Annotated in this window: 16 protein-coding genes; all 16 read left to right on the top strand. The window is 66.4% G+C overall.

The window, feature by feature from the left end; all coding sequences use genetic code 11:
* The first annotated feature begins 1 nt into the window (after position 1).
* The 16 genes from L0962_RS12445 to L0962_RS12370 all read left to right on the top strand — a co-directional run bounded on the left by L0962_RS12445 (position 2) and on the right by L0962_RS12370 (position 12,346).
* Positions 2–412, top strand: coding sequence for a hypothetical protein (locus L0962_RS12445; RefSeq protein ID WP_234086762.1), 411 nt, complete (start codon positions 2–4; stop codon positions 410–412).
* A gap of 21 nt (positions 413–433) precedes the next feature.
* On the top strand, positions 434–1,330 hold the full coding sequence (locus L0962_RS12440; protein WP_234086761.1) for a Mu-like prophage major head subunit gpT family protein: 897 nt from the start codon (positions 434–436) through the stop codon (positions 1,328–1,330).
* 12 nt (positions 1,331–1,342) lie between these two features.
* Positions 1,343–1,741, top strand: coding sequence for an HI1506-related protein (locus L0962_RS12435; protein ID WP_234086760.1), 399 nt, complete (start codon positions 1,343–1,345; stop codon positions 1,739–1,741).
* 3 nt (positions 1,742–1,744) lie between these two features.
* The gene (locus L0962_RS12430; protein ID WP_234086759.1) at positions 1,745–2,155 is read left to right on the top strand and encodes a phage protein Gp36 family protein; all 411 of its coding nucleotides are present in this window, start codon (positions 1,745–1,747) and stop codon (positions 2,153–2,155) included.
* A 6-nt stretch (positions 2,156–2,161) separates the two neighbouring features.
* Positions 2,162–2,746, top strand: coding sequence for a phage protein Gp37 (locus tag L0962_RS12425; RefSeq protein WP_234086758.1), 585 nt, complete (start codon positions 2,162–2,164; stop codon positions 2,744–2,746).
* A 77-nt stretch (positions 2,747–2,823) separates the two neighbouring features.
* On the top strand, positions 2,824–3,042 hold the full coding sequence (locus tag L0962_RS12420; RefSeq protein ID WP_234086757.1) for a hypothetical protein: 219 nt from the start codon (positions 2,824–2,826) through the stop codon (positions 3,040–3,042).
* 3 nt (positions 3,043–3,045) lie between these two features.
* A complete protein-coding gene (locus tag L0962_RS12415) occupies positions 3,046–4,473 on the top strand; it encodes a phage tail sheath subtilisin-like domain-containing protein (RefSeq protein ID WP_234086756.1) in 1,428 nt (475 codons plus the stop codon).
* Positions 4,474–4,482: 9 nt separating this feature from the next.
* Entirely contained in the window at positions 4,483–4,854 is a 372-nt protein-coding gene (locus tag L0962_RS12410; RefSeq protein ID WP_234086755.1) for a hypothetical protein, read from the top strand.
* Positions 4,855–4,857: 3 nt separating this feature from the next.
* The gene (locus L0962_RS12405) at positions 4,858–5,259 is read left to right on the top strand and encodes a hypothetical protein (protein ID WP_234086754.1); all 402 of its coding nucleotides are present in this window, start codon (positions 4,858–4,860) and stop codon (positions 5,257–5,259) included.
* A gap of 157 nt (positions 5,260–5,416) precedes the next feature.
* Positions 5,417–7,318 carry a phage tail tape measure protein gene (locus L0962_RS12400; protein WP_234086753.1) on the top strand — a complete coding sequence of 634 codons (1,902 nt, stop codon included), beginning with the start codon at positions 5,417–5,419 and terminating at the stop codon, positions 7,316–7,318.
* A gap of 1 nt (position 7,319) precedes the next feature.
* Complete coding sequence (locus L0962_RS12395) at positions 7,320–8,537, top strand: DNA circularization protein (protein WP_234086752.1); 1,218 nt, start codon at positions 7,320–7,322, stop codon at positions 8,535–8,537.
* Positions 8,521–9,663, top strand: a complete 1,143-nt coding sequence (locus L0962_RS12390; protein ID WP_234086751.1) for a phage baseplate assembly protein — start codon at positions 8,521–8,523, stop codon at positions 9,661–9,663. Before L0962_RS12395 ends, L0962_RS12390 begins: the two co-directional genes overlap by 17 nt.
* Positions 9,660–10,301 carry a phage baseplate assembly protein gene (locus tag L0962_RS12385; protein ID WP_234086750.1) on the top strand — a complete coding sequence of 214 codons (642 nt, stop codon included), beginning with the start codon at positions 9,660–9,662 and terminating at the stop codon, positions 10,299–10,301. The genes L0962_RS12390 and L0962_RS12385 overlap by 4 nt, the downstream gene beginning before the upstream one ends.
* Before the next feature lie 49 nt (positions 10,302–10,350).
* The gene (locus tag L0962_RS12380) at positions 10,351–10,698 is read left to right on the top strand and encodes a phage GP46 family protein (protein ID WP_234086749.1); all 348 of its coding nucleotides are present in this window, start codon (positions 10,351–10,353) and stop codon (positions 10,696–10,698) included.
* On the top strand, positions 10,698–11,771 hold the full coding sequence (locus L0962_RS12375; protein ID WP_234086748.1) for a baseplate J/gp47 family protein: 1,074 nt from the start codon (positions 10,698–10,700) through the stop codon (positions 11,769–11,771). Before L0962_RS12380 ends, L0962_RS12375 begins: the two co-directional genes overlap by 1 nt.
* Positions 11,768–12,346: a YmfQ family protein gene (locus tag L0962_RS12370; RefSeq protein WP_234086747.1), complete on the top strand. Its 579-nt coding sequence runs from the start codon at positions 11,768–11,770 to the stop codon at positions 12,344–12,346. The genes L0962_RS12375 and L0962_RS12370 overlap by 4 nt, the downstream gene beginning before the upstream one ends.
* Positions 12,347–12,348: the final 2 nt, after the last annotated feature.

Genomic DNA, 12,348 nt, shown 5'->3' with positions numbered 1-12,348 from the left:
CGTGGCTGCTCTTACTTCTGCACGCAACACCAAGGAACGCGCCGGTAATGTCTTCGACTTTCCGATCAAGGCCAACACCATCTGCTACCAGGGCGGCTTGGCCGTCACCGACGCCGGTTATGCGGCGCCCGGGCGTGTCGCAACCGGTTTGATCGCAGTCGGGCGTTTCGAGGAAACCGCTTCGGCGGTTGCCGCCGGCGACGCCAAGGTCCGCGTCCAGCGCGGCGTTTTCAAGTTCGGTAACTCATCCGCAGGCGACGCCATCGGCCAAGCCAATGTCGGTGCCGACTGCTACATCGTCGATGACCAGACCGTGGCGCTGACCAACGGCTCCAACACCCGCTCCCGCGCCGGCCAGATCGTGGCCATCGACAGCGACGGTGTCTGGGTGCAGGTCGGCCTCGGCTTCTAATTCCTTATCACTGGAGACACCATGATCATCACCGCCGCCTCTCTCGCCGCCCTGCAGCAAGGCTTCAACGCCGCCTTCAAGCAGGGTTTCGGTTCCGTTCAATCGACCTACGAGCAAATTGCCATGGTCGTTCCTTCGACCGCCAGCCTGGAGAACTACGGCTGGATGAAGGAACTGCCTGGCATGCGTGAATGGATCGGCCAGCGTGTCATCAACAACCTGGAATCGGCCGGCGCACAACTGAAGAACAAGCCCTGGGAACACACCATCGGTGTCGACAAGTACGACATCGACGATGACAAGCTCGGCATCTACTCGCCGATGTTCTCGATCCAGGGTGAAATCGTCGCTCGTCATCCGGACGAACTGGTCTGGGGGCTGCTGCCGACCGGCTTCTCGACCAAGGGTTTCGATGGCCAGTACTTCTTCGACAGCGACCATGTGGGCTATGACGACGCCGGCCGCGAAACCTCCTGGAGCAATACGGGTGGTGGCGCCGGCGCGCCGTGGTTCCTGATGGACCTGTCGCGCAAGTACATGAAGCCGCTGATCTTCCAGCTGCGCAAGAAGCCGGAATTCGTAGCGCTGAATAAGCCGACCGACCCGAACGTGTTTGTGGATCGCAAGCTGCTTTTCGGTGCCGAGGCTCGTTACGTGGCCGGCTTCGGTTTCCACCAACTGGCCTACGGTTCGAAGCAGGGGCTGGACGCCGCCAGCTTCAATGCTGGCCGCCTGGCGCTGGAAACCCAGCGCCGGCCGGACGGCTCGCCGCTACCGGTACTGGTGACGCACTTGGTCACCGGCCCGAGCAACCGAGCCGCTGCCCTCAACATCTTGGAGAAGGAATTCCTGGCCGGTGGCGAAAACAACATCAACTACAAGGCGGTCGGCCTGATCATCGACCCTCGCCTGGGTTAATCGGGATCCGCCATGGCTACGAAGAAAACCAAGGACTCTTCTGCGACCGCCAAGCCGGTCACGCCTGCAGAAGATTCGACCAACGGGGGGGCGCAAGCCCTCCCGCCGGTCGGTTCGACGCAGGAAACAGCCGGCGCCGGCCAATCACCGGGCGAGACGAAAGACTCCCCCCGCGGGGAGGGCGGCAGCACGTCTGGCGGCGATCCACAGCAGCTTGCTGCCAAGCCGACCGGCAAGCCGCCGAAGGCAGTACGCAAGATGCGCATCGTATCCCGGACCGAAGGCTTCCGCCGCTGCGGTCGCCCCTGGTCGACCACGGAAGTGACCGTAATCGCCGAGGAGTTCTCCGCCGAGGAGATCGAGCGCCTGAAGGCCGAGCCGGAGCTGGCGGTCACTGAGGTTGACGAGTAAGTCATGGCCTACGCCACCGAAGCCGATTTCATCGCCCTGATCGGCGCCGCCGAGACGGCCGCCCTGGCGGACCCGGAGAACACCGGCGAGCCGGTGGCCGGACGGATCGCGGCGGGCCTCTCGGCTGCCTCGGCCGACATTCTCGCCATCCTGGGCAAGCGGACGGCAACGGTGGCGGCCGAAAACCCTGATTTCCTGCGCACCGCCTGCATCCACATCGCGCGCTGGCAACTCTCCGGCGCCGGTACCATCGAGAACGACCCGATCAAGGCCCGCCACGACCACTACGTCAAGCTGCTGAAGGACATGGTCGACGGCGAGGTGGGCAACAGCGGCCAGGGCGGTGGCAGTGGCGGCCAGGTCGTCATGGTTACCAGCGGTCGCGTCTTCTCCCGGCCCATTCGCGGCTTCTGATCCGCCGTGCTGATCTACGCCCAGCTCGAAGACCAGGTCATCGCCCGCGTTAAGGCGGCGTCCGACAGTAACGCGCTGGGCTACCGCCTGGCGCATGTCGAGTCCTACGGCGGCGAGTTCGACGACGACACCTTCTTCACCCAGTTCCGCCGTTTTCCTGCCGTCTGGGTCACCGTCGGCGGCGACAAGCCCAAGCGCCTCGGCCCGACCAAGTGGCAGTGTGCGCTGCAGCTCGCCGTCATGGTCGGCGCCCGTTCCCCGCGGGGCGAGCGCAACGCCCGGCGCGGCTCGGTCGAGGCGGTCGGTGCCTACCAGATGCAGCAGGACGTGCGCGACCTCCTGACCAACCAGGATCTCGGCTTGCCCATCGCCCGCCTGGCACCTGGCGCCTCGCGCACGCTCTTCAATACGCGGATCGCTGGCAACGGCCTGGCTGTCTTTGCCCAGGAATTCGCCACCAGCTACACCTACACCCCGCCGGATGGCGCCGAGACCGTGCCGGATATCACCGCCATTGGCCTGCGCTACTACCTGAAGCCGGGCGACGAACAGCCCGACTTGGAAGACCTGCTGACCCTCGGCAACCCCTGAAACGCTTCACCCTGCAAGCCTTCCCGCGCGCGCGGGAAGATGGCGCCTGTCATCCCGATCAACCACCGGAGGGCGCCATGCCTGAGCCAGTCAAAGTCTTCTCCGCCCCGGGCACCCGCGTGCCGCGGGAGGAAAACCCCCGCAAGTATTACCCGGTCCAGCTGAAAGACGCTGTCGAAGTGCCGCGGTCGCCCTACGTCGAGCGCCTGCTGCTCACCGGCGACCTAGTCGAAGTCGCGCCGGCCACCGCAGTAACGGCCGATGTCATCAAACCCGCCAGCAAGAAGAAGGAGTAAGCCATGGCCAGCGCCAACGTTTCCTTCGAGCAGATTCCGGGCAGCACCCGCGACCCCGGCGTCTACTTCGAGTTCAATTCCCGCCTGGCGGTGCGCAACCTGCCGGGCAACCCGCAGACCCTGCGCCTGGTCGGGCAAAAGCTGGTCGCCGGCCAGGCTGCCGTGGCAACGCCGTACAAGTTCTTCTCGGACGTCGATGCCGCCGAGCTGTTCGGCTACGGCTCACACATGCATCTGATGACCCGCGCCGCCTTGAAGGCCAACCCCTACACCCAGATCTGCGCCATCGCCGTCGACGATGGTGCCGGCTCTCAGGCGGCCACCGGCAGCCTAGTCTTCGCCGGCGCGTCGGCGACCAAGGGCGGCAGCCTGGTGCTGCGCGTCGGCAACCAGGAAGCACGCATCGCGGTCGATGCCGGCATGACGCCGGCCAACGTCGCCGCCGACCTGGCAGCGGAACTGGGCAATCACCCGGAGTTCCCGGTCGCGGCCACCGCTACGGCTGGTACGCTGGAAGTGACGGCCCGGCACAAGGGCACGACGGGCAACGACATCAAGCTCGCCGCTCGCTGGGAAGGGGTGACCGGCCTCAACGTCGCGGTCAACGCCATGACCGGCGGCACCGGCAGTCCGGACATTGGCCCCGGTCTCGCGGCCATCCAGGACGCCGGCGACAACCTGCTGGTGATGCCGTTCTCCGACACGACCAACCTGACCAAGCTGCGCGACCACCTCGACTACGTCGGTAACGGCCTGGAACAGCGCGGCGCCAGCGGTATGCTGGCCACCACCGGCACCTACGGCACCGCCGTCGCCCAGGCCGCCGGCATCAACCACGGCCGGCTCAGCCTCGGCTGGCTGTACGGTTCGGACAGCTTGCCCTGGGAGATCGCCGCCGCCTACGGTGCGGTCAAGGCCTTCGAGGAAGACCCGGCACGTCCGTTGAACGGGCTGGAGCTGAAGGGCATCCACGTGCCGCCGATCCAGATGCGCATGGGCCGGGTGGAGCGCGAAGCGGCGCTGCACAACGGCGTGACGCCGATCAAGGTCGGCCCCGGCGAGCGCGTGCAGATCGTGCGTTCCATCTCGACCTACACCCTCAATCCGCAGGGCATCCTGGACCCGGCCTGGCTGGACATGACCACCGTCTGGACGCTCGACTACGTGCGCCTCGCCGTGCGCCAGCGCCTGGCGCTGCGCTTCCCGCGCGATAAGCGCACACCCGGGGTGCTCAAGAAGATCCGCTCCGAGATCATCGACGTGCTGCGGCGCCTCGAGGAGCTGGAGATCGTCGAGGAAGTGGCGGCGAACCTGCCGGGGATCGTCGTCGAGTACGACGCCCAAGAGTCCGGCCGCGTAAACGTCCGCATCCCGGTCGATGTGGTCAACGGTCTGCACGTCATCGCCGGCGTGATCGACCTCATCCTGTAAGGAGCAAACATGGCTGAAGAATATGTCGGCGCCGTCGTCCTGGAATGGGACGGCAAGGAGATCGAGTGCCTGTCGATGAGCGTCAAGTGCGACACCGGCAAGCGCCCGGTCAAGACCATGAACCGCAAGAAGCGGGTCAAGGGCCACGCCCAGGGCATCGTCACTTACGAACTCGACGTCGAGGTGGCCATCCCGCGCACCGGCGACCTCGACTGGGAAAACATGCAGGACGCCAAGCTCACCGAATTCCCGGTCGATGACGAAGAGCAGCGCACCACCTACTACGGCTGCGAGTGCACCGGTTACTCGGAGAAATACGTGGTCGACGGTCATGCCGTGCGCTCGCTCACGATCTCCGCCCTGGATAAGAAGAAGGAGTAAGCAATGGCCGCGATTACCGAATGCTGCCCCCTGGTCATCGGCGTCGAAATCGGCGACCAGGTGGCCATGGCCGCCACCCTGCGGGCGGCGCGCCTGCAGGACGCCTACGACGCCGTCCTGGTCGTGCCGGTGCCCGAGGATATGGGCGCCAACGCCCCGGCTCGCGTGGCCTACCAGATGGCCATCGACGACGCCGAGGTGTTGGCGCAGATCGAAAGCCTGGAGGGCATTGCCGCCTTGCCATCGCTCCAGGAACTGATCGCGGCCGTCGACCCGGATGACATGGCGCTCTTGAAGGCAGCGGCCAAGGCCCTTAAAAAAAAGCGGATCGACTCGAGGAGCGCCTCGCCGGCATCCGCTGCGTCGAAGCCCGCTTCATCGGCGCCGGCTTCCCCCTCGATCTGATCCGCCAGGCCCCGGTTTCCGAATTGGAATCGTGGGCCAAGGCGTTACAACCTGCCGGCGACCGCGTTAAGCGCGGCGCCGACGTTTCCGGCGAGCGCGATCCAGTCCGCAAGGTCTCGAAGCGCTGGAAGGAACGACTCGACAAGAACTAGAGGCCATGTCCGGCGAACTCACTGCATCCTTTGTACTGCGCTTTAACGACCAGGCCAGCGCCAACGCGGCCCGGGCGCTCCGCACGATCAAGCAGGAGATGCGCGATACCGCCGGTGAGAGCCGGAAGGCCAGCCAGGCCGCTGCCGAGGCGGCGAGTCAGCTGCAGCAGCTGGGCAACGTGCGCATGAACCGCGCCTCCATCGAGTGGATGCAGCTCCTGGAGCAGAATGCCGCCAAGGCCCAGCGCTCGGTTGGGCTCCTCGAGCGGAGCATGCAGGCCGCCGGGCGGGCCGCAGCGCTGGCCGGCAAGGGCCTGCAGGGCTACGCCCAGGCCGTCGGCGCTGCCCAGGCGGCCAAGTTCGTGCTCGCCGATCCGGTGCGGCAAACGATGAACTACGACCGGCAACTGGCCGGCCTGGCCAACACGGCCTATGCCGGCCAGTCGCTCGATGCCCGAAAAGCGGGCATGAAGGAACTGGACGGCGCCATCATGGGTGCGGTTCGCGACGGCGGCGGCACCCGCGAAGGCGCCATGGCCACGCTCGACAAGCTGGTGGCCAGCGGCGCCTTCACCGACATCAACGAAGCCAAGTCGCTGCTGCCGACCCTGACCAAGGCCGGGACGGCAGCCAACGCCGATCCGACGCAACTGGCCGACATCGCCATTCGCGCCAAGCAGACCTTCGGCCTGAAGGACTCGGGCCTGGCGCTCGACCAGGCGATCAAGGCCGGGCAGCTCGGCGGCTTCGAATTGAAGGACATGGCCAAGTGGCTGCCGCAGCAAATGGCCATGGCTCGCCTGTCCGGCCTCAAGGGCGACGACGGCTTCCGGACCTTGCTGGCCGCAAATCAGGCCGCTGCCATCACTGCCGGCACGAAGGACGAGGCGGGCAACAACGTCGTCAACCTGATGGGCAAGATCAACAGTCGTGACACCGCCGACGATGCCAAGCGGCTGGGCATCGACCTATCCGGCACGCTGGCGGCTGCCCGGGCCAAGGGCACCAATTCACTGGACGCCTTCGTCAACCTGACCCAGAGCCTGGTCGGGAAGGACAAGCGCTTCAGCGAACTGCAGGCGAAGGCGAGCAACAGCACCGGCGACGAGCAGAAAGCCGCCTACGAGGCCATGGGCGACATCGTCCAGGGCTCCGCTATCGGCAAGTTGGTCCAGGACCGTCAGGCGCTGATGGCCCTGGTCGGCATCATGGGCAATCAGAAGTACATGAACGACATCCGGGGGCAACTCGGTAACGCCAAGGGGACGGGTGACTCGGCCTTTGAACTGATCGCCCAGACGCCGTCCTTCAAAATGGAACAGGCGGCTGCCGAAAAAGCCAACGCTATGCAACAGGCTCTCGACAGGGTCAATCCTCTTCTCGGATCTGCAGCCGACGGCTTCTCGGCGTTGGCCCAGAATTTCCCGGTGGCCACGGCGGCCACACTGGCGCTGGCCACGGCAGCGACCGCGGCCGCAGCGGCGCTGGCGGGTTTCGCCGGAGTCGGCGCGATCCTCGGTCGTGGCAAGGCCGCTGCGGACATTGCCGGTGCTGTGGCCGGCGCCGGTGCGGGCGGCAAGGCGATCACCGGTGGTCGTGCGCTACTTGCCATGGGTAAGGGGCTGCCGCTTGCTGCCTGGGGAACCATGGGAGCTGGCGGCCTCGCCACCGCCGCTGGCGGCGTGGTTGCGGCAGGTGCAGCCAGCTATGGCGTCGGCACTATGCTCAACTCGCTGATCAATTGGGGCGTCTCCAAAGCCACCGGCCGCGAGGAATCGCTGGGTGGGCTGATCTACGAGCTGCTGCACCGGGAAAAAGAGCCGGTGAAGGTCGAGGTTTCGATCCGCGACGGCAACCTGGTCGCCCAGGTCAATGAAGAGAACGGCCGCCAGGCCCGGAGAAATTGACATGGCCTGGGACAAGAAGCTGCAGGATGCAGCCTTCCGCGGCGTCAAGTTCGACATCATCAACGTCCGCGACCGCAAGGAGCGGGCGCTAGCCGAGTACGAGGTGCCCTACGTCCATGGCGGCGTCGTCGATGATCTGGGCTGGCGGTTGCGTCGCATCCCGGTGACCGCCGTCTTCTTCGGGGTCGATTACGAGGAGCGCCTGCAGGCCTTCCTGAAGGCCCTTGATGAGCTGGGCGCCGGCGAACTGATTCACCCCATCTTCGGGACCATCAAGGCACAAGTGGTGTCGGTGGAAATGCCGCACACCGCCGAGCAGCCGGACTATTGCGAGGTGCCGGTAGAGTTTGTCGAGACCGGCGACCCGGCGCCTTTCTTCGCCGGTGCCACGGCCAGCCAGAAGGCCGACAAGGCACGCCAGGCGGTGGCCTCGGCGCGCGGGGTCAGTGTCAACGCCCTGACCGCCGGCCTCAAGAATCTAGCTGGCAAGATCCGCGGCTTGAAGGGCCAGATGGCAGTGCTCGACCAGTTCTCGGCGGTCATCAGCGGCCTCAAGTCCGGCGTGAACGGTGTCATCACGGCGGGGCTGTCGGTGCTCACCTTCCCGGGAGCCTGGCTCGGCGATGTTCGCAGCCTGCTGTCGGCCATCGGTGATTTCGGCGGCCGGGCAATGGATCGTCTCGACGGCAGCCTGGCCGGCTGGCTCGGCCTGCGTTCGCGGGTGGCGCCGGCGGCCTCCGGCAGCGCCGCACGGCCGCTCCCCGGTATCGCGTCCGAGGCGCGCGCGCTCGCCGAGGATGCCGAGATCCGCGAGCGCGCCCTGGCGCTCGCCGATTCGGCCGTCGATATCCTCGCCGACGAGGCCGACGATCCACGATTGACGCCGGCTGGCATCGAGCGCGTGGCTAACGACACGCGGGCAGCGATCCAGCTGGCCATGGACAGCGCGCGCGCGACCTATCCGCTGGAGCAGCACCGCGCGATCACCGAGTCGCTGAAAGACGTCGCCTACCAGGTACAGCAGGCGGCGCTGGCCGCCCTGGTGCAGCGTCCGCCGCTGGTGCAACGCAGCGCGCCCTTCGACGGCAACCTGCACCTCATCGCACATGCCTGGTACGGCGACTACACCCGCGCCGCCGAGCTGCTGCGCTTGAACCCGCAGATCCGCCAACCCAACTTCATCCGCCTCGGCGATCCGCTCTATGCCTACGCTCGCTGACGACCGTATTTCGCTCCTGGTCGGCGGCCAGGCGCACGACGCCTGGGAACGCTACCAGGTGGATTCCGATCTGCTGACGCCAGCCGATGGCTGGAGCATGCGCCTGATGATGGATGCCGGCCGTGTGCCGGCCGCCATCGTCTCCGGTGCCGCCGCCGAGATCCGGCTGGGGCGGGATCGCATCATGGTCGGCCGGCTGGATCGCGTGAAGTCACGGGTGGCGAAAGGCCAGGTATCGCTGTCCATCCCTGGTCGCGACCTGGCCGGGCAACTGCTCGACTGCTCGGCGCCGGTCATTTCCGCCCAGCAGCTCACCCTGGACGAGATCGTCACACGCATCATCCGGCCGATCCTGCCCGACACCCGGGTGAAGATCTTTGCCCAGAATGCCCTGGAGGTGGAAAAGGTGAATGTCGAGCCCGGCGACTCGGCCTGGGACGCGTTACAACATGCAGCCGAGGCGAACGGCTTGTGGGCGTGGTTCGAACCCGACGGCACGCTAGTGGTGGGCGGCCCGGACTATACGGCGCCGCCGGTCGCCACCCTGGTGCTCCGCCTCGATGGGCGCGGCAATAACGTCCTCGACTTCGACCTGGACGATGCTGTGGCCGATAGCTACAGCGAGATCACCGTGCTTGCCCAGACCCACGGCGGCGGCGAGCACCGCGAGGCACAGCATGGGGTCAAGGCGACCTGGAAAGACCCGTCGGTGCCGTTCTACCGGCCGAAGATCGTGGTCGACCACGAAGCGGATACGGTAAAGCATGCCGAGGAACGCGCCCGAAAGCTTGCCATGGACGCCCGCCTCAAGCGCTGGACGCTGACCGGCGTTGTGCGTGGCCACCGTATTAACGCGCCCGGCGAGCCCGGGCACGGCCGGCCCTGGAAGCCGGGCATGCGGGTGCGGGTCATCAATGAGCCGCATCGCCTCGACTGCATCTGTTTCCTGATCGCCACCGCGATGAGCGGCGGCAAGAGCGAGGCGCCGCAGACGGTGCTTACCCTCAAGGAAGACGGGGTGTGGATCGTCGCCGCGCATCCGCACAAGCGCCGGCACCGTCGCGGCAAGAATGGCACGCCAGCGCGGGTGTGGGACGTGGCCAACAGCCCGACGGAGGAAGAATGAATCCTGTCGATCTGGCCCGCAGGGAAATTGGTCGAGCCCTGGCCGGGGTGCGCACCGCCTTCCGGGGCGTGGTCAGCAATTTCCGCCACCGTGGCCCCGAGCCCATCCTCATCCAGGGCACCGGCCTTGCCGGCGAGCCTCTGCAGGATATGGAGATGTACCAGCAGGTTGGATTCGTGTCTGGACCGCCGGCCGGCACCAAGAAAATCCTCCTCCCCCTGGGTGGGCGCACGGTACACACCGTCATCATCGCCACCGAGTTCGGGCAATACCGCGTCGAGGTCGCTCCGGGCGAGGTAGCGCTCTACCACGCCTCTGAGCCGGATTGCTGGATACATCTCAAGGCTGGTCGGGTCATTGCCGCGCGCTGCGCCCGGTACGAGGTGGTGGCCGACGAGGAGGTCAAGTTCGTGACGCAGAACTTCAAGGTGGAAGCGGCCGCCGGCGCCAGCGTGACGACCCCGACGCTGACCACCAGCCACGACCTGAAGGTGGGTGGCGACGCGACGATCCGCGACAGCCAGGACAATCGCTACACCCTGGGCGAGTTCGTGGAAAAGTACAACCGGCACGATCACGTCGAGCACGACGCCGGTGGCCCGACCGACCCGCCGGCTACCGAAGACCAGATCACCTGAAAGCCTTCACCGTTTTGTGGCCTCCCGCGCGCGCGTAGGCTTAGCCACCATGCAACCCCGTATCGATCCCATCACCGCCGACTATGACGGCACCCGCATTGCCGACCTCGGCAATGCAGTCTATTTGCGCCTGATGACCCCGCGGGGGGGTTATTGGACGGACGCGACCTTCGGCTCACGCCTACATCTCCTGAAGCGGGAAAAGGATCTGGCGCGCGTCGAACTGCAGGCGCGCCAATACGCCGAGGAAGCCTTGCAGCCCTTGCTGGACGACGGGCGTGCCAAGCGCATCCAGGTAACCACCCGCCGCATCGACGGGCGCATGCGTCTGGGCGTCGAAGTCGAGGACAACGCCGGCGCCGTCCGGTACTTTGAACATCCGGTCGAGGTGAGCTGATGCCCTGGGTGACTCCTACTCACGAACAGATCCGCGACGGCATCCTGCGCGACATCAAGAACCTGAACGAGGATGCCGACATCGCCAAGGACAGCGACCACTGGGTGCGCGCGACCGCGACGGCCAGCGCCATCCTCGGCATCTACCAGCACCAGGAATGGCTGGCCCGGCAGATTCTCGAAGATAAGTGCGACGAAGACTTCCTGGTTCGCCGCGCCGCCCGCGTCGGGATGTCCTATAAACCCGCCGTGGCGGCTACTGGCACACTGCGTTTCACCGGCCAGGTCGGTGCTGCCGTGCCGGTGTTGACCGAGGCCAAACGTACTGACGGTGCGGCCTACGTCACGACCGAATCCGGGGTTATTCCCGCCGGTGGCGTCCTTGACCTCGCAGCGCAGGCCGTCACTGCCGGAGCGGGCGGCAACACCACCGCCGGCTTGGTGCTGACGCTCACCTCGGCGCCGTCCGGCGTGCAGAACCGGGCCGCCGTCGTGCAGATGACCGGCGGTGACGATAAGGAAGACGCCGATGGGCTGCTGCAGCGCTTGCTGCGGCGCCTGCGTCTGCCCCCCCAGGGTGGCGCCGACCACGACTACGTGGATTGGGCTGAGGCGGTGGCCGGGGTGCGCTTCGGTACCACCGCCGTCTATCATGAGCGCCGCAACTACCGCTCGCTTGATGTGGTCATCCGCGCCGTCGGCGGGCTGCCCAGCACACAGCTGGTCGAGGCCGTCCAGGCGGCGGTCGATGCCAAGCGGCCGCCGACGGCCGACGTGCTGGTCATCGGTCCGACTGCGGTGGCCGTAGCCGTCGCCGCCCGGCTGGTGCTCGACGGTATCTCGTTGGCGGATGCCGAGCACGCCATCCGCGCTGCCCTCGAAGAATATTTCGACAGCCTGCAACCGGGCGACTCGGCAGTCTGGAGCCGCATCCTGGCCGTCATCGCCAGCATCGACGGGGTGGCCGATGTGACGCTGATCGCGCCGGCCGCCAATGTCCCGGCGCCGGTCGATACCGCTGCCGTCCGCCTCTGTGTGCTTGGCACGTTGACCCTGTCCCTGGCGGGATCATGAGTTACCGTCACGCCGATTTGCTAAAGCGCTTGCTGCCGCCGGAGAGCCTGGACGCCAATGGTCCGAGGATATCGGTCGAGCTTGAAGCCGAAGGCGCCGCGCTGGATCGGGCGCTGCAATCCGCGCGGCAGCTCGCCGATGAGATGGACCCGGACAGCACCTCGGCGCTGCTGCCGGATTGGGAACGCGTCTACGGTCTGCCCGATGCCTGCCTGGAAGGTGCAGCGCAGTCGAAGGATCAGCGCCGCGCTTCCCTGGTGGCCAAGGTGGTCGGGATGGGCGGGCAATCGCGTCCGTACTTCATCTCGATGGCTGCCACTCTGGGCTACCCGGGCGCTGAGATTGCCGAGTTGCGGCCAGCGACCTGCAACGACAACTGCAATGCTGCCCTGTACAGCGAAGAGTGGCGTATTGCCTGGCGCCTGGATCTGCCGCAGGACAGTGCCGTCTTCATCGCCAACTGTAATTCCGCATGCGACGACCCTCTGCAGAGCTGGGGCAATCGCGCGCTCGAATGCCTGCTCCGCCGCTACAAGCCGGCAGACACCACCCTTCATTTCGCGTACGGAGTCTAAAC

This window comes from Azonexus sp. R2A61, assembly GCF_021401135.1.
Taxonomy (GTDB): Bacteria; Pseudomonadota; Gammaproteobacteria; order Burkholderiales; family Rhodocyclaceae; genus Azonexus.
Note: the sequence above shows the minus strand (reverse complement) of the source record. Positions and strands in the feature narration are given on the sequence as shown.

Bases quoted from the DNA above. Each gene is read 5' to 3' on its own strand.
- L0962_RS12440 (WP_234086761.1), top strand. From the start codon at position 434: ATGATCATCACCGCCGCCTCTCTCGCCGCCCTGCAGCAAGGCTTCAAC.
- L0962_RS12435 (WP_234086760.1), top strand. From the start codon at position 1,343: ATGGCTACGAAGAAAACCAAGGACTCTTCTGCGACCGCCAAGCCGGTC.
- L0962_RS12430 (WP_234086759.1), top strand. From the start codon at position 1,745: ATGGCCTACGCCACCGAAGCCGATTTCATCGCCCTGATCGGCGCCGCC.
- L0962_RS12420 (WP_234086757.1), top strand. From the start codon at position 2,824: ATGCCTGAGCCAGTCAAAGTCTTCTCCGCCCCGGGCACCCGCGTGCCG.
- L0962_RS12415 (WP_234086756.1), top strand. From the start codon at position 3,046: ATGGCCAGCGCCAACGTTTCCTTCGAGCAGATTCCGGGCAGCACCCGC.
- L0962_RS12410 (WP_234086755.1), top strand. From the start codon at position 4,483: ATGGCTGAAGAATATGTCGGCGCCGTCGTCCTGGAATGGGACGGCAAG.
- L0962_RS12405 (WP_234086754.1), top strand. From the start codon at position 4,858: ATGGCCGCGATTACCGAATGCTGCCCCCTGGTCATCGGCGTCGAAATC.
- L0962_RS12400 (WP_234086753.1), top strand. From the start codon at position 5,417: ATGTCCGGCGAACTCACTGCATCCTTTGTACTGCGCTTTAACGACCAG.
- L0962_RS12395 (WP_234086752.1), top strand. From the start codon at position 7,320: ATGGCCTGGGACAAGAAGCTGCAGGATGCAGCCTTCCGCGGCGTCAAG.
- L0962_RS12390 (WP_234086751.1), top strand. From the start codon at position 8,521: ATGCCTACGCTCGCTGACGACCGTATTTCGCTCCTGGTCGGCGGCCAG.
- L0962_RS12385 (WP_234086750.1), top strand. From the start codon at position 9,660: ATGAATCCTGTCGATCTGGCCCGCAGGGAAATTGGTCGAGCCCTGGCC.
- L0962_RS12380 (WP_234086749.1), top strand. From the start codon at position 10,351: ATGCAACCCCGTATCGATCCCATCACCGCCGACTATGACGGCACCCGC.
- L0962_RS12375 (WP_234086748.1), top strand. From the start codon at position 10,698: ATGCCCTGGGTGACTCCTACTCACGAACAGATCCGCGACGGCATCCTG.
- L0962_RS12370 (WP_234086747.1), top strand. From the start codon at position 11,768: ATGAGTTACCGTCACGCCGATTTGCTAAAGCGCTTGCTGCCGCCGGAG.